Annotated in this window: 13 protein-coding genes; 11 read left to right on the forward strand and 2 right to left on the reverse strand. The window is 67.9% G+C overall.

Going from position 1 to position 16,955, the window contains the following annotated elements:
* Window positions 1–70 precede the first annotated feature (70 nt).
* From BLR03_RS10020 to BLR03_RS10060, 9 genes are all read left to right on the forward strand, one after another.
* Window positions 71–1,477 (forward strand): MFS transporter, encoded by a 1,407-nt coding sequence (locus BLR03_RS10020; protein ID WP_091252155.1) that lies wholly within the window; start codon window positions 71–73, stop codon window positions 1,475–1,477.
* Complete coding sequence (locus tag BLR03_RS10025; RefSeq protein ID WP_091252157.1) at window positions 1,474–2,385, forward strand: shikimate dehydrogenase; 912 nt, start codon at window positions 1,474–1,476, stop codon at window positions 2,383–2,385. Before BLR03_RS10020 ends, BLR03_RS10025 begins: the two co-directional genes overlap by 4 nt.
* Entirely contained in the window at window positions 2,382–3,137 is a 756-nt protein-coding gene (locus BLR03_RS10030; protein WP_254788357.1) for an SDR family NAD(P)-dependent oxidoreductase, read from the forward strand. The genes BLR03_RS10025 and BLR03_RS10030 overlap by 4 nt, the downstream gene beginning before the upstream one ends.
* A 65-nt stretch (window positions 3,138–3,202) precedes the next feature.
* Window positions 3,203–4,327 carry a Gfo/Idh/MocA family protein gene (locus BLR03_RS10035; protein ID WP_091252159.1) on the forward strand — a complete coding sequence of 375 codons (1,125 nt, stop codon included), beginning with the start codon at window positions 3,203–3,205 and terminating at the stop codon, window positions 4,325–4,327.
* Between the two features lie 9 nt (window positions 4,328–4,336).
* The gene (locus BLR03_RS10040; protein ID WP_091252160.1) at window positions 4,337–6,463 is read left to right on the forward strand and encodes an FAD-dependent oxidoreductase; all 2,127 of its coding nucleotides are present in this window, start codon (window positions 4,337–4,339) and stop codon (window positions 6,461–6,463) included.
* Window positions 6,460–7,380 (forward strand): sugar phosphate isomerase/epimerase family protein, encoded by a 921-nt coding sequence (locus BLR03_RS10045; RefSeq protein WP_091252162.1) that lies wholly within the window; start codon window positions 6,460–6,462, stop codon window positions 7,378–7,380. The genes BLR03_RS10040 and BLR03_RS10045 overlap by 4 nt, the downstream gene beginning before the upstream one ends.
* Window positions 7,377–8,216 (forward strand): aldo/keto reductase, encoded by an 840-nt coding sequence (locus tag BLR03_RS10050; protein WP_091252164.1) that lies wholly within the window; start codon window positions 7,377–7,379, stop codon window positions 8,214–8,216. The genes BLR03_RS10045 and BLR03_RS10050 overlap by 4 nt, the downstream gene beginning before the upstream one ends.
* A gap of 12 nt (window positions 8,217–8,228) precedes the next feature.
* Entirely contained in the window at window positions 8,229–10,040 is a 1,812-nt protein-coding gene (locus BLR03_RS10055; protein ID WP_091252166.1) for an FAD-dependent oxidoreductase, read from the forward strand.
* Window positions 10,041–10,114: 74 nt separating this feature from the next.
* A complete protein-coding gene (locus BLR03_RS10060; protein ID WP_091252167.1) occupies window positions 10,115–10,654 on the forward strand; it encodes a mycothiol transferase in 540 nt (179 codons plus the stop codon).
* Window positions 10,655–10,902: 248 nt separating this feature from the next.
* Here the strand turns inward: BLR03_RS10060 and BLR03_RS10065 are convergent, their stop codons facing one another.
* Window positions 10,903–11,598: a maleylpyruvate isomerase family mycothiol-dependent enzyme gene (locus tag BLR03_RS10065; RefSeq protein ID WP_091252169.1), complete on the reverse strand. Its 696-nt coding sequence runs from the start codon at window positions 11,596–11,598 to the stop codon at window positions 10,903–10,905.
* A 47-nt stretch (window positions 11,599–11,645) separates the two neighbouring features.
* A complete protein-coding gene (locus BLR03_RS10070; protein ID WP_254788359.1) occupies window positions 11,646–12,131 on the reverse strand; it encodes a YybH family protein in 486 nt (161 codons plus the stop codon).
* 181 nt (window positions 12,132–12,312) lie between these two features.
* On the opposite strand from BLR03_RS10070, the gene BLR03_RS10075 reads away from it, so the two are divergent.
* A complete protein-coding gene (locus tag BLR03_RS10075) occupies window positions 12,313–12,951 on the forward strand; it encodes a hypothetical protein (protein ID WP_091252171.1) in 639 nt (212 codons plus the stop codon).
* 531 nt (window positions 12,952–13,482) lie between these two features.
* On the forward strand, window positions 13,483–16,953 hold the full coding sequence (locus tag BLR03_RS10080) for a choice-of-anchor D domain-containing protein (protein WP_175460485.1): 3,471 nt from the start codon (window positions 13,483–13,485) through the stop codon (window positions 16,951–16,953).
* Window positions 16,954–16,955 lie beyond the last annotated feature (2 nt).

Genomic DNA, 16,955 nt, shown 5'->3' on the forward strand with positions numbered 1-16,955 from the left:
ACCGATCCGCATTGTCGCCCACGTCAGGAGGCAGCGGAGCTCCGGTTCCCGGTCACACGAAGGGAACACCATGTCAATGTCGACATCGGCGTCAGCACGGCCTCGGAACAACGCTAAAATCGCGGCGGTCTCAGGGTTTGTCGGAAGCGCTCTGGAGTATTACGACTTTTTCATCTTCGGCTCAGCGGCAGCGCTGATCTTCGGGAAGCTGTTCTTCGCCCCCGGCCCGTCGTCGATGCTGCTGTCCTTCGCAACGGTCGGCGTCGCCTACGTCGCCCGCCCGCTCGGGGCCGTGATCTGCGGTCACCTCGGGGACAAGTTCGGGCGGAAGCGCGTGCTGCTCTTCACCCTGCTGCTCATGGGCACCTCAACGTTCCTGATCGGCTGCCTTCCCACCTACAGCCAGATCGGCATGGCCGCACCCGTCCTGATCGTGGCCCTTCGGCTGCTTCAGGGACTGTCCGCCGGCGGCGAGTCGCCCGGCTCGAGCTCGCTCACCCTCGAGCACGCCCCCGACACGAAGCGCGCTTTCTACACGAGCTGGACGATGAGCGGCATCATGTTCGGCATCGTGCTCTCCACCCTGGTCTTCATTCCCGTGGCGTCCATGCCGGAAGAGCAGCTCCTGGCATGGGGCTGGCGCATCCCGTTCCTCGCGAGCGCAATCGTGACCGTCATCGCCTTCGTGCTGCGGCGTCTCCTCGAAGAGCCTCCGGTCTTTGAAGAAGTGAAAGAAAATGACGAAGTGGTCAAGGTACCCCTGGTCATCCTGTTCCGCTACCACTGGGTCACCGTGCTCCGCATCACCGCGATGTCACTGTTCACCATCATCAATACGATCATCAACGTCTTCGCGCTCTCCTACGCCACATCGGTGGTGGGAATCGACAAGGGCCTCATGCTCGTGGTGATCGCCGTGGCCAACGTCACCGCAGTGGCCATGGGACCCGTGGCCGGACTTCTTTCGGACCGCATCGGCCGCAAGCCGGTCTTCCTCACCGGACTCGTCCTGCAGATCGGGATGATCTACGTGTTCTTCTCAGCCCTGTCCGCAGCGAACGTTCCGCTGATCTTCCTGACCGGAATCCTGCTCATCGGCGTTGCCTACACCGGCGCGAATGCCATTTACCCCGCCTACTTCCCGGAGCAGTTCCCGGTCAAGGTCCGGTACTCGGGCATGGCCATCAGCCTCATGTTCGGCCTGCTCCTGGCCGGGTTCGCTCCCGCGATCTCCGAACTTCTGATCGGCGGCAACAAAGCCAACTGGATCCCCGTGGCCACCTTTGCCGCACTGGCCTGCCTCATCTCCGCGATCGCGACCCTCACCGGTCCCGAGACGTACCGGACCCCCACCGCGCTGCTGGGCCTAAAGAAGTCGCGCACGCAGCGCCGGACGCCGTCGACCGTCATGGCAGAAGTCGTTGTGGCAGACGCATCCGGGGCAGAAGCAGCCCTGACAGAGAAGGTGCGGGCATGAGCCTGCAGACGCTGGAGAGCACGTGGGCGTTCGAGCCCCGGACTGCCGATCCGACCCACCGGCACGTCGTCGGCCTGCTCGGCGCCGGCATCGGCGGATCGCTGACGCCCCGCCTCCACGAGGCCGAAGCCGACCACCTCGGCCTGTCCTACACCTACCGGGTGATCGACCTCGACACCGTCGGCCAGCCCGCCGAGCGGTCCGCCGCCCTGGTCCGCACCGCAGCCGACTTCGGCTACGACGGACTCAACGTCACCCACCCCAGCAAGCAGCTGGTCCAGGACGGCCTGGACGAACTTTCACCCGACGCCCGCATCCTGGGCGCAGTGAACACGATCACCTTCCACGATGGAAAAGCAGTCGGCCACAACACGGACCACCTCGGCTTCATCGGCGGCTTCCGGGCAGGCCTCCCCACCGCCGCGACCAACCTGGTGGTCCAGATCGGCGCCGGCGGAGCGGGAGCAGCGGTCGCCTACGGACTCCTCCGCGCCGGCACCAAACAGCTGGTGATCGCCGACATCGAACCGGCCAGGGCCAAGGGCCTCGCCGCACGGCTCGCCCCGCACTTTCCGGACAGCGAGGTGTCCGTCACCCGCACCGACTCCGTGGCCCCGAGCATCCGGACTGCCGACGGGCTCGTGAACACGACGCCGATCGGCATGAGCGGCCATCCGGGTCTTCCGGTGGATCCCGAGCTCCTTCATTCCGGACTCTGGGTCGCGGACGTCATCTACCGGCCCCTCGAAACTGAACTGATCGGGGCCGCCCGGGACCGCGGCTGCGCGGTGCTCGACGGCGGGCGCATGATGGTCGGGCAGGCCGTCGCCGCCTTCGAGCTCTTCACCGGCATCCGGCCCGACGCCGAACGCATGCTGGCCAGCTTCCGGGCCGAGGCCCGCTCATGACTTCAGACGTGGCACCCGGCACCGCAACACCCGGCACCATCGCGGAGTCACGCTGCCTGGTCATCGGCGCAGCGAGCGGCATCGGCCTGGCGACGACGGAACGTCTCAGGGCGTCAGGCGCCGTCGTCATCGGGGCGGATCTCCCGTCCGCCCGCTGGCCCGGCGAAGACCCCGAATCACTTCCGATGGACGTGACGGACCCCGAGTCCGTTCGTGCCGCCGTTGCCTCGGCCGTACAGGCCCTGGGCGGCCTCGACGCCGTCGTGAACTGCGCGGGCATCCTGGGGCCGGTGGCCTCAGCACTGGGTACTACGGTCGAAGAATTCGAACGGATCCTGACGGTCAACCTCACGGGAGCCTTCATCGTCTCCCAGGCAGTCCTGCCCGCCATGGCGGCGGCGGCCTACGGGCGGCTCCTGCACCTTTCGTCGACAGCGGGCAAGGAGGGCGTGATCAACATGCCCGCCTACTCCGCCAGCAAGGCCGGCATCCTGGGCCTCGTGAAGTCACTGGCCAAGGAATTTGCCCTCTCCGGCGTCACGGTCAATGCCCTGGCCCCCGGCAACGTCATGACACCGCTGTTCCAGGAAGTCCCGGCGGAACAGCAGGCGGCACAGGCCGCCAAGATCCCCATGGGCCGTTTCGGCACACCCGCCGAAGCCGCTGCACTCATCGAATTCATCGTGTCGCCCGCGGCCTCGTACACCACCGGAGTCGTGTTCGACCTCTCCGGGGGCCGCGCCACGTACTAGCGGCGTTGGCACCTCAGCCCACCACACTTCTCCACGATCCCCGGATCAGAAAGACGGCTCTTCCGATGACCCCCTCAGCATCCCCGGCCCCCCGCACGCTCCGCGTTGGAATAGCCGGCTGCGGCGCCATTTCCCGCAACCACCTGGCGGCCTTCCGTGCCCTCGACAACGTGCAGATCGCTGGCGTGTGCGACGTCGACCTGGACCGGGCGCAGGCCACCGCTGCCGCGTGGGGTGTTCCGACGGCCGTCGCCACCGTGGGCGAGCTGCTGGACCTGGACCTGGACCTCGTGTCCGTCTGCACACCGCACCCCACCCACGAGGACGTCGTGCTGCAGGCTGCCGCCGCCGGGGTCCACGTGCTCTGCGAGAAGCCGATCGCCATCGAGCTGGCCTCCGCGGAGCGCATGGTGGCGGCCTGCGATGCCGCTGAAGTGTTGCTGGGCGTCCTGTTCCAGCGCCGCTTCTGGCCGGCGGCGCAGCGCATCCGCGCCGCAATCGACGACGGCACGCTGGGCCGGCCCATCATGGGCCAGTGCTCGGTGATGCTGCAGCGTGACCCCGAGTACTACTCCCGGGACGCCTGGCGGGGGACCTGGGCCAACGACGGCGGCGGAGTCCTCATGACCCAGGCCATCCACTACATCGACCTCCTCCAGTGGTTCATGGGCGATGTGGCCGAGGTCTACGGCAGGATCAACACTTACAAGCACGGCGCCCACATCGAGGTGGAAGACTCGGCAGCCGCCGTCATCACTTTCACCTCCGGGGCCATTGCCACTCTGGAAGCCTCGACGGCCGTGTCCCCGAGCCTGGGCGTGCAGCTGCGCGTCACGGGGGAGACGGGCGCCTCCGCCTCCCTCACCGAATTTCCGGAAGGCAGCGACGGCCGCGTGGACCTGTGGGCCGTGGCGGAGACGATCAGCGCGGAGCCGGTCCATCCCGAAGACGTCCACCCGAACGTGGACCTGGCCACCATCAACGGCCAACTGATCCCGCACCACACCACGCAGGTCCGTGACTTCGTCCAGGCCCTCCGCGACGGCACGGACCCCGCCATCACCGGCCACGACGCCACCAAAGCACTGCGGATCCTCCTCGCCGTTTACGAGTCCTCACGGTCCGGGCAACCCGTGCGCTTCGCCGATCTACCGTCCATCCAGCAAACACCGGCGCCCGTCGCCGGCTAAGGAACAGTCATGGAACACAACACCCGCCCCGTCGACCAAACCCTGAGCGCCCAAACCCTGAGCGCCCAAACCCTGAGCGCACAGCCCCTGACGCTGGGCCGCAACGGCCGCACCCCGAAAACCCTCCGCAACCGCCTCGCCTCCGCCCCGATGGAGCGCAACTACGGCACCACCGAGGGCGCCATCACGGAGCAGTACATCGACTACCTCGTCACCCGGGCCAAGGCCGGCCTCGGCCTGGTCACCACGGAAGCCACCTTCGTCCGCGCCGACGGCAAGGGCCGCACCCACCAGCTGGGCCTGCACACGGATGCCATGATTCCCGGGCTGCGCCGGCTCACCGACGCCCTGCACGCCGAAGGTGCGCTCGCCGCCGTCGAACTCAACCACGGAGGCCGCACCGCGCAGGCCGCCGTCTCCGGGTTCAAGAACCTGGCGCCGTCACCGGTCCCGTGCGCGACGGCGGGCGGGGAGGTTCCGCGGGAACTCACCGCCGCCGAGTGCTATGAGCTCGTGGCCGCCTACGCCCAGGGCGCCCGCCGGGCCGTGCAGGCAGGCTTCGACGTCATCACCATCCACGGCGCCCACGGCTACCTGATCCACCAGTTCATGTCACCGATTTCCAACCACCGCACCGACGAGTTCGCCGCCCCCGAACGCTTCATGAACCTGGTCATCGACGCCGTGCGGGCAGCTGTCCCGGAGACGATCGTGGGCCTGCGCGTCTCGGTCGTGGAGGGTCCCGCCGAGGGAATCAGCGCCGAGCAGCAGCTCCGGATCATCGCCAAGGCCCACCTGGAGCACCTGGACTTCCTGGACATCTCGGCCGGCAGCTACGAGGCCGGCGAATGGATCGTGCAGTCCGGCGAATGGAAGCCGGGCATCCTGGCCGACTACGCCAAGGCATACCGCCAGTTCGGGCTGCCGCTTGGCATGGCCGGCCGGCTGAACTCCCCGGAGATCATCGAGGAGGTCCTCCGCGAGGGGACCTGCGACTTCGTCAGCCTGGCCCGCGCCATCCACGCCGACCCCGCCTTCGTGGGCGGCGTCCTGCGCGGCGAGCGTTACCGGCCCTGCATTGCCTGCAACGTCTGCATCGACAACCTCGGACTTGGCCAGGTGACCTGCACGGTCAACCCGGCCGTGGGCCGTTCCCGCGTCCCCGTCCCCACCCCCGCCGTCCGCGACGGCTCCCGCGTTGTGGTGGTCGGCGCCGGGCCCGCCGGCCTGACCGCCGCCCGCGAGCTCGCCGAAGCCGGCGCTCGCGTGACCGTGCTCGACGCCGCCGCCCGCCCCGGCGGCCAGTTCGCCCTGGCCGAACGCATGAAATCCACGCCGGACTTCCACCGCTTCGCCGAATGGTCCGCGGAGGAGAACGCCCGGCTCGGCATCGACGTCCGTCCGGGCACGCGCGTGGACACCGACGCCCTCGGCGAGCTGGTGCGTGACGCCGGGGCAGACGCCGTCGTGATCGCCACCGGCGGGTCTCGGCCGGCCGCCGGGTTCCCCGGTGACGATTCCCCGAACGTCCTGGACGTGCGGGCCTGGCTCGCCGCCCACCCGGACATCCTCGACGGCAGCGCCGCCGTTCCGGAGGCCGTGACCGTGTGGGGCGCCGATTCCGTCGCCATGAGCGTTGCGGACACTCTTGCCGACCGCGGGACTGCGGTGCTCCTGGTGGGCCCGCAGGAGGTCATCGCCCCGGAATCGGGGCGCCGCGCCAAGATCCTGGCCGTGCCCCGGCTGACCGCCAACCCCCGGGTGCGTATCCGCCTGGGCGCGGCCATTGAGGAGTACGACGGCGCCCGGATCCGGATCAGCGGGCCGGCCCTTCTGTCCGGAGACGAATGGCTGGCCGCACCGGGGCCCCTCCTGGTCTCACGCTCCGTGGTCCCGCTGGACGGCTCGGTCCCGGCCGACGTCCGGGACGCTCACCTGAGCGGCACCGCCGGAGTGCCGGTGACCCTGGCCGGCACCGTCGTGGACCAGACGCCGGCCATCGCCTCCAACGCCGTCAAGAGCGGGTACGACGCAGCCCAGCGCATCGCCGCGCTCCTGACACCCGGCACCACTGAGAGCACCACTGAGAGCACTACCGAGAACAAGACGATGAGCCTGAACGGAGCAGCATCATGACCCACGGCACCCGGCGACCATTGGGGCTCGCCCAACTGTCCCTCCTGAACACCGCCCCGCCGCAACTGCTCGGCATCGCGGCCGCAGCCGGCTTCGACTTCATCGGAGCCCGGGTCCGTCCCGTGACTGCCGTCGAACGGCCCTACGACCTCCAGCCCGGCTCGCCGATGTTGCGGGAAACCCTGGCCCGAATGCGGGACTCCGGCGTGAGTGTCCGTGACATCGAATTCCTGCTGCTTGACGGCACCGACCAGCGGGACGCCTGGCTGCGGATGATGGAAGCCGGACAGGCCCTGGGGGCGGAATCCCTCACCGTCGCGGGAGCCGATCCGGACAGTTCCCGGCTGGTCCACACGCTGGCCCGGATGGCCGAGGACGGCCGCGGTTTCGGAATCACCCCGACCCTTGAAGCGATCTCCTACCAGCCCGTGGCCTCGATCGCCCAGGCCGCGGACATCGCCCGGCAGGCTGGCTGCAGGATCGTGGTGGACACCCTGCACTTCAACCGGTTCAACGACTTCACCTCTGTCAACTCGGTCAACTCTGTCAACGGCGGGGACGGCCGGGACAGCGGGGACGCCGCGCAATGGGAGCAGTTGCGCGCCAACGCAGACCTGGTGCCACTGCTGCAGCTGTGCGACGGGCCGGCCCGGCGGCCGGCCAGCCGCGACGATCTCGTCACCGAATCCCGCTCGGAACGCGAGGTGCCCGGCGAAGGCGACTTCGACCTCGCCGCCGCCGTGGCCGCCCTCCCGGAGTCCCTCCCGCTGAGCGCGGAGACGCCGTCGGACCGCCGCGTGGCCCAACTCGGCGAACTCGGCTGGGCGCGCCGGCTCAAATCCGGCGTCGACGCGGTGCTGGCGGCGGCCGGCACCCTCCGGGACACGGAAATCCTCCAGGGAGCGGGGCCCCGATGACTGGAACCAGGGACGACACCACGACGGCGGAACTGGCCCCCGGCGTCCGCATCCCGCTCATCGGGCTGGGAACCTGGCCCCTGACCGGCGAGGATGCCGCGGCGGCCGTGGCCCAGGCGATCGGCAGCGGCTACCGGCACATCGACACGGCCGAGAACTACGCCAATGAGACCGCCGTGGGGGAGGGGATCCGGCGCAGCGGCATCGAGCGCAGCCGGCTTTTCCTCACCACCAAGTTCAACACCGAATGGCACAGCCGGGACGGCGTGCGCGAGGCCTTCGGCCACGCCGTGACGCGCCTCCGGACCGACTATCTGGACCTCTTCCTGGTGCACTGGCCCAACCCGGCGCAAGGTCGGTTCGTCGAGGCCTGCGAAGGACTTCAACGCCTGGTGGACGAGGGCTCCATCCGGGCCTGGGGCGTGTCCAACTTCAAACCAGCCCACCTCCGGCTCGTTCACGACGCCGGGCTGCAAGTTCCGGTGAACCAGGTGCAGATCGACCCCGAACACGGTCAGCCCAGGCAGCTTGCCTACCACCGGGACCACGGCATACTGACCGCCGCCTACAGCCCGCTCGGCCGCAACGGCGCCTTCCTCAGCCACCCCGCCGTGACCGGCCCGGCCCGGGACCTGGGCAAGACCCCCGCGCAGATCGTGCTGCGCTGGCACGTTCAACACGGCCGGGTGGCCGTGCCCAAGTCCGCAAGCCTTGACCGTCAGCGCGAAAACCTCGACGTCTTCACCTTCGCCCTGAGCCAGGAGCAGCTCGACGCGATCGACGCACTGGACACCGGGGCGCCCCCGCGCCTGGACTCCGACACCTTCTTCCACTGAAAGAGAAACACCATGCCTGCATCCCTCGACACCGATCATGACCGTACCAGCGTGGACTGTGATGTCCTGGTGGTGGGCTCCGGAGCCGGCGGCCTGTCCGCCGCGGTCACGGCCGCCTACCACGGGCTGAAAGTCGTCGTCGTTGAAAAGGCCGACGTCTGCGGCGGCGCCACCTCGTGGTCCGGCGGCTGGGCCTGGACCCCGGGGAACCCGCTGGCCAAGGCCGACGGCGTCAACGAGGACCGCGAACTCTTCCGCACCTACCTGCGCCACCGGCTGGGCGGGAACTACCGCGACGACAAGGTCGACGCGTTCCTTGAGGCCGTCCCGCACATGGTCGGCTTCTTCCACGACAAGACCAGCCTGCAGTTTGTTCCCGGCGCCAAAATCAAGGACATCTACGGCAGCACGCCCGGTGCCGGCACCGGGCACCGCTCGGTGGGGCCCAAGCCGTTCAACGCCCGGCGGATCAGGCCCGAGCTGCGCGCCAAGATGCGCCACCAGCTCTACGAGACCTCCTTCCTGGGGATGGGCATCATGGCCGGCCCGGACCTGACCAAGTTCCTCTCGGCCTCCCAGGGCAACGTCCAGGGACTCTTCCACGCCGGCTGGCGGGTGGGCCTGCACCTGCTGGATCTCCTGACCCACCGGCGCAACATGCAGCTGGTCAACGGCACCGCGCTCACCGGCCGGCTCATGAAATCCGCCGATGACCTCGGCGTGGACATCCGCGTCTCCACCCCCGCGAAACGCCTGATCACGGATGCTGCCGGCACAGTGACCGGAGCCGTGGTGAGTTCACCGGAAGGCGAGCTGCAGATCAAGGCCGCGCGCGGCGTCGTGCTGGCCGCCGGCGGCTTCCCGAACGACGTCGCCCGGCGCGCCGCGCTGTTCCCCAAGACCCCCACCGGGCGCGAGCACTGGACGCTGGCGCCGAAGGAGACCACGGGCGACGGCATCACCATGGCCCAGGCCGTGGGCGCCCGGTTCGACACCGACATGAAGTCCCCGGCCGCCTGGTGCCCGGTCTCCCTGGTCCCGTACCGCAACGGACGCACCGGGACGTTCCCGCACATCATGGACCGCGCCAAACCCGGCAGCATCGGCGTGCGCGCGGACGGACGCCGCTTCGTGAACGAGGCCAATGGCTACTACGACTACGTCGAGGGAATGCTCAACGCGACCCCGCCCGGCGAACCCGTCGAGGCCTGGCAGATCGCCGACGCAACGTTCGTGCGCAAATTCCCGCTGGGCATGGCCAAGCCGCTTCCCGTACCGCTCTTCCCCTACCTGCGCTCCGGCTACCTCAAGAAAGGCCGGACCATCGAGGAACTCGCCGTCGCCTGCGGCATCGACCCGGCAAGCCTCGCCAAGACCGTCGCAGACTTCAACAAGAACGCCCGCAAGGGCGTCGACCCCGACTTCGACCGCGGCGCCAGCGAATTCAACCGCTACGGCGGGGACCCGAAGAACACGCCCAACCCGTCGCTGCGCCCGCTCGAAAAGGGGCCGTTCTACGCGGTCAGGATCGTGCCGGGATCCTTCGGCACCTTCGCGGGTCTCGCCGCCGACTCGCGCGCCCGGGTACTGGACACCTCCGGAAGGCCCATTGCAGGCCTCTACGTCGCCGGAAACGACCAGGCATCCGTCATGGGCGGCCACTACCCGGCCGGCGGCATCAACCTCGGACCGGCCCTGACGTTCGGCTACATCGCCGGCCGCGACCTCGCCAACGCGACACACTACGAAGACGACAGCAGCCTGGCCCCTGAACAAACCGCGGGGGATGAGGAGCCCGCGGGACCAGTGGCGGCGTCCGTGTAGGGCCGGCCCTACCCACCGCCGCGGCTTCCGTGCAAGCATGGGGACTCAGCGATGATGCACCGTGAGGGGACTCGATGAAATCCAACGAACTGCTGCTGGACGCCTTCGGCCGCATCCATGAGACCGTGGCCGCCGCGCTGGAGGGCGTCGACGACGAGACTCTGGTGCGTCGGCCGGCGGGCAACGGAAATTCTATGGCATGGCTGATCTGGCACCTCAGCAGGGTCGAAGACGCGCAACTCGCCTCCGCCGCAGGCCTGGACCAGGTCTGGACCTCGCAGGGGTTCTCCGGCAGATTCGACCTTCCGCTGCCCAAACGCGACACCGGCTACGGCCATTCGAGCAGCCAGGTCGACGCGGTGCGGGTTTCCCGGGAGCTGTTGTTCGACTACTACGACGCAGTTCACCGGCAGACCGTGCGGTTCCTGACGGCCCTCGGCGACGAGGACTTCGACCGCATCGTCGATACGCGATGGGACCCGCCCGTCACGCTTGGGGTGCGGCTGGTCAGCACCATTGCCGACTGCCTCCAGCACGTGGGGCAGGCGGCATATTGCAAGGGTTTGAATCCCGCGCATGGCCAGGGAGGCAAAGACGTTGCCGGCGCGGGCTAGGCTTTCTCGTCGCTGACGTATGCGAGGCCGATCTGGCGCCTGACTTCGTCCATGGCCTCCATGACCTGAATGCTCTGCGGGGGCGGCAGGATTCTGATTGTGGTCCGCGATCACTGTCCGGACCTCGCCCAGCGCACCGGATCAAATCAGCTCACGGATACGGACCATGTGCGGAAGATGTCGGGCGGATCCGGGAGCGTCCGCAACTTCCCGGGACGTGTTCGTATCCTAAGCCCGAATTCCAGGTCTCACGGCGTAAGCGGGCCCCGAAGGACGCGAAGGGCAACGGCGGCGTCACCTTCGATGATGGCAGTATCCTCGAGCTTGGATCGGCCCCAGAGGCCGAGGTACATCCCAACCGCCGGCGCCGTAATTGACGCCACGGCGCGACCCGGGCCCAGGGTCCAGCTCGCGGTCCCGGGCACGTGGAAGGTTACGGCCTTGTCCGGGGGCGGCATCCGGTCCAGTCGGAGCTGGCGCGGGGTGAACATCGTCAGGACCTCGTCGATCCCGTCGAGCATGAAGTCCCCGCCGAGAGCAGGGCGTTCCAGGCCCAGCGTCTGGCAGGCGTCGATGAGGTGGATGGCGTGTTCGTGCGCCTGTCGCCGAAGCCAGAACCCGGCCGTGCGCGGCGGCGGTCCAAAATTCCAGCACCGTGTCTCTGGATCAAGGGCCATGAGGGTCTCGAAGAAGGGTGCAACGCCGTCGAGGAACCAGGCTGCCGCGCCTTCGACAGGCGCGTCCGGTTCCTCAACGAACGTGCCCTCACGAACCACTGCGGCAGCCCACCGCTCAATTGAACCGAGATGCCCGAAAAGTTCTTCGAGAGTCCATCCGGCGCAGGCCGGAACGGAGCGGGCCAGCACGTCCTCCGGCTGGCGGGCGAGCGTGCTGAGGCGGTCGAGGGAGCCGGCAAGTTCGGCCAGGTAGCGATCGGGGAGCATGGGATGAGCCTAACGCGACACCCAGGCCAGGTGCTGATGCGCCGGGGCTATTGAGAATGGTCCGGACTGTCGGCCGTTGCCAGACGGCCGAGCTGCACCCGGGTTCTCGCGGCGTTGTTACCTGAGGGGTCGCCATCCGGCAGTGCGTCGCCGTGCCGATGAATGATCTTCCACTCTTCGTTCTCGCGCCGGAAGATGGTGGTGACCCTGAGGGCATATGGCAAGGGATCGGCACCTCCGACCGAAGCGGTCGTATGCTCGATGCCCACAATGTACGCGAGGTCTCCGCTGGCGCCGGACGCTATGACGTCGTACTCGAACGATGTGCAGTGCGAAAACCTGGAGGCGAGAAGATCGAAGGCCGCGGAGACCTCCTCCGGGCCGCGCTTGGTCATGACGGCACCGAACAGCGTCACCGGATCCCTGGAAGACCACAGGCGCTGCCGGGGCCCGGCGTCGCCGTTGTGCAGGGCGGTTTCCGCCGCCTTCAGGGGCGGCATGACAGCAGCCAAAAATGCGTTTGATTCGTCCACGGTGTTTCCTCCGCTCCTGCCCCGGCATCAATTATCCGAACCAGCCCGAGGCGCCGCAAGAGTCCCACGCGCGCTGCCTGGGACCGGAGCTCGGACCGCCGCGTTCGCTGCGCCCCCGCGCGGCGACATCTTCACATCAGGAGCGTATCCTCGGCCTAACAGATTTAGAGGAGAACGCGTCATGGCCGACTGGCAGGACACCCTTCCGCTCTGGGCCGCCGCCTGGGCCGCCGTCCGAGGACAATCTTCAGCGCCGGAGGGTTCCGGAATCGTCACCGCACCGGACACTGACCCGGCCCCTCCGGAGTACATCTTCGCCTGGCCCGGAACCGACGCGGACCGCGCCGCAGAGACCGTCCGCGAGCATCCGGGGGCGGTCCTCACGCTGGTCACCGCGGAGTCCGGGGACGCGTTGGACTACGCCGCAGCACGGGGCCTGGAACCTGTAAACCAGGCGGTGCTGCTCACCGCCCCCACGGGCGAGATGAACGCCGCTCCCGAATTGCCCGAGAACGCCGAGTTGGCCCAGGCACCCCTGGAGCGGTACGACGTCGTGGAAATATCCGTTTTCGACCACCCTGTCGCCCACGGCCGTATCAGGATCGAGGAGGGCCTGGCCGTCATCGGCGGCCTGCAGATCCTCACGCCGGAATCCGGGAAGAGCCTTGAGCCGGCGGTTGTGGCGGTACTAGCGGACGGGGCCTATGTGCACGGCGCGGACACCCTCTACACAGTCCTCGCCCCGCACCGGATGGCGGACTACACCGCCTCGGGATGGACAGTGGCCGCCCATATCGTCAACCTCAGCGCCCCCGAATGAACGACCGCCGTTGACGGCCTGAGTCGGCGGACTTAGGCCCTGACCTCCGAATCGGCGGGGCGCATGATGAAACGACGAAAGCCGCTTCCACTGAGGTAGCGGCTTTCGTGCGATGGGCGAGGACCCGGGCCCAGACGCACTCTTCGGCGATCGCTCCGTCACGCCACTTCGCGGCTGTCACCCAGCGGGGAAGCAAGTAGGCAGCAGGGCGGGCCCGGACGACGGGCAAGTAGCGCCCGCAAGAAAGCAAGAGTCACCCCGTGGAAGTCGAGTAGGCCTCACTCGCGCGCCGTTCCGGCCCGACTTCTAGGCTCCTGAGTACTGGGTTAATAAAGTCAATGTAGTGGTCAGAAACGGGTCTCAACCATGCATGATCAAACAGTACCTTCGGTGTTGTCCGGCCATTCCGCTGGCCGTCTGCGTGGTGGGCGAAGGGGCGAAGCGCCACATGCCCGGAGGGAACGGGCGGCGAGGCTCCTGGCAAGGCAGTCCGTGCACCGCCCGTGGTCCCGACATGCATGGGCCGCCCTCGTGTCGGCCTCGCTCACACTGGCCGGGCTGAGTGTCAGCGAGATCGCCGCTGCGGACGTTGGGACGATCTCCACCGATTCGCTGCGGACGGGCTGGGATAGAGACGAGCCAGGGCTCTCGCCGTCGGCGGTCGCATCATCGAACTTCGGCAAACTGTTCTCTGCGACCGTGGACGGGCAGGTCTACGCCCAGCCCCTTGTGGTCGGCGGTACCGTGATCGCCGCGACGGAAAACAATGCCGTCTACGGACTGGATAGCGCCACGGGTGCGAAGAAATGGACGCGCAAACTCGGGCCGGCGTGGCCGGCGTCGACCGTCAGTTGTGGCGACCTCACCCCCAATATCGGAATCACGTCGACGCCGGTCTATGACGCTGCGACGAAGAGCGTCTTCCTGCTGGCGAAGACGAATGACGGCGCAACCAAACAGCTCCCGCACTGGTATATGCATTCCCTCGACGTGGTCACAGGAGCGGAGCGGCCCGGATTTCCCGTCACCATCGAAGGCGCCCCGACGAACGACCCCGCCCGCCCGTTCAACGCCATGACAGCGATGCAGCGGCCCGGGCTGCTGCTCCTGAACGGCGTGGTCTACGCCGGATTCGCCAGCCACTGCGACTACACCCCGTTCGTCGGCTACGTCGTCGGTGTGTCGACGGCCGGGCGGCAGACGACGATGTGGGCGACCGAATCCGGCAACGCCAACGCGGAGGGCGGCATCTGGCAGTCCGGCGGCGGACTGGTGTCCGACGGCCCCGGCCAGATCCTGCTCACCACCGGCAACGGCATCTCGCCGAAGGCCGGCCCGGGCACGAAGCCTCCCACTACCCTGGCGGAGTCGCTGGTCCGGCTCCGCGTCGGCACCGACGGCAACCTGAAGCCCACCGACTTCTTCAGCCCGGCCGACAACGCGAGACTGAACCGCAACGACGCCGATCTGGGGTCCGGTGCGCCGGTCGGGATACCGGACGGCTACGGCACAGCGGCGCACCCGCATCTGATGGCGCAAATCGGCAAAGGCGGCCAGCTGTACCTGCTGGACCGCGACAATCTGGGCGGCATGGCGCAAGGGCCGGGCGGAACTGACGCCGTCCTCGACAAAGCCGGTCCGTACAGCGGAGTGTGGGGAAAGCCCGCGTTTCTGGGGACCAGCACCGGCGGATACCTCTACGTCGTCGAGAGCAACGGGTATCTTCGGGCCTTCAAACTCGTGCCGGGCGCCACCGGCGGCGTCAGTCTCGCCGCCGTCGGGACCTCCGCCGGAACCTTCGGGTTCAGTTCCGGTTCGCCGGTGGTGACGTCCTCGGGTACGGACGGCTCGTCCGCCTTGGTCTGGGTGGTCTACGTCAGCGGAGGCACCGGGGCAGATGCGGAACTGCGCGCCTACCGTGCACTTCCGGATAACACCGGGAACCTCCAGGAGGTGTTCAGTGCTCCACTGGGGACAGCCGCCAAGTTCTCCACGGTAGCCACTGACGGCGGTCGTGTATACGTCGGCACCCGGGACGGGCACGTCGTGGCCTTCGGCGCTCCGACAACATCAGCGGTCGGGGCGAAGGACACCGACCTCGGCCAGGTCAAGGTTGGTTCCTCGGTGACCGGCAGCGTGACGGTCACGGCGTCGCGGGCGGTAACGATCAACTCCATCACCGCCGGTGCCCCGTTCAAGGTCGGCACGACGCTCACGTTGCCACGGAAGCTGTCCAAAGGGGCAAGCATGACGGTTCCCGTGACCTTCTCGCCGACGGTCGCGGGACAGGCCGATGGCACGCTCACCGTCAAAACCGCCGACGGCGAGACCGACCTCCTCGGCGTCCACGGTGTCGGCACGAAGGAGGGCCTGGGCGCGACCCCGGCCCTGGTCCAGTTCACCGACGTACCCACCAAGACGGTCAGCCGGCAGACGGTCAACATCGTCAATACCGGAACAACCGTCGTCAAGATTACCGGCGTCACCCTGCCGGTCAACGCACAGCTCAGCGTCGACCCGGCCACGGTGCCGGCCGTGGGACAGACGATCCAGCCCCTCGCGTCGGTGGCCGTATCCATGATGTTCAGTCCCACGACGGCGACGCCGGTCACCGACTCGCTGGTCGTCGCAAGTGACCGCGGCAAGGTGACAGTCAAGGTAACCGCGACCGCCGTCGAAGGAGCGGCGCACCTGCAAATGCCGCGCTCGCTGGACTTCGGTGACGTCCCGGTCGGGACGTCGGTCACCAGGGCGTTCCAGATACAGAACACGGGCAACGTGCCCATGACCATCACCAAGGCAAAGGCGCCGCAGGGAGTCTTTTCGACCACTGCACCCATTGCCGAGGGACTGAAGATTCCCGCGGGTGAATCCGCGTACCAGAGCGTGACCTTCACGCCGTCGGCCTTCGGCCAAGCCGGGACGACGGACACCTACTATCTGATCACCGCCGACGACGGCCAGGGCGCGCTGAAGGTGATGCTCACCGGGAACGGCACCGACGACCCGATCGCGGCGTACGCGTGGAAGACCAACGCCGGACGCCCGGGTTCAATCCTCGGCCGCTCGCTGACCCTGGAATACGACGTCGCAGGAGGGAAATGCCAGGACTATGACAGGGGCGTGATTTGCTGGTCACCGGCGACCGGTGCTCACTCGGTCATCGGTGCGATCTACGCCCGCTACAAGGCCTTGGGCGGCGCCGCCGGCTTCCTCGGATTTCCGACCAGCGACGAGCAAGCATCGCCTGACGGGATAGGGAAGTATAGCCACTTCTCCGGCTCTGGCGGGGCCTCGATCTACGCTACGCCGACAACCGGGGCGCACTATGTCCTGGGTGCGATCCGGGCGAAGTGGATGGCACTGGGTGCTGAGACAGGGCCCTTGGGGTATCCCATCACCGACGAGAAACGCGCTGCCGACGGCGTGGGACGGTACAGCGACTTTTCCGGTGCAGGTGGGTCGTCGATCTACAGTACAAAGATAACCGGGGCCCATGTCGTGCAGGGTGCGATCCGGGCGAAGTGGAGGGCACTGGGTGCTGAGTCCGGGCCGCTGGGGTATCCCATCACCGACGAGAAACGCACGAGTGACGGCTTGGGGCGGTACAGCGACTTCTCCGGCGCAGGTGGGTCGTCGATCTACTGTACAAAGATCACCGGGGCGCACTGGATCACGGGGGCGGTCCGGACCAAATGGGCCGCAATGGGCCGGGAGACAGGTCTGGGTTATCCGACCACCGACACAAAGGCGACGGCGGACGGGGTGGGGAGGTATAACCACTTCTCCGGTGCAGGTGGGAATTCGATCTTCTGGTCGCCCGCGACCGGGGCTCACTTTGTCCTCGGTGCGATCCGGGCCAAGTGGGGGTCCATCGGTTGGGAGACAAGCCGGTTGGGCTACCCAACCAGTGACGAGTACTCGATTCCCATCGGCAGGGCATCAGATTTTCAGCACGGCCGCCTCACCTGGAACTCGACGGCCATGCAGGTAACCGGATAGCG

The organism is Arthrobacter sp. ok909 (genome assembly GCF_900104405.1).
Taxonomy (GTDB): domain Bacteria; phylum Actinomycetota; class Actinomycetes; order Actinomycetales; family Micrococcaceae; genus Arthrobacter; species Arthrobacter humicola.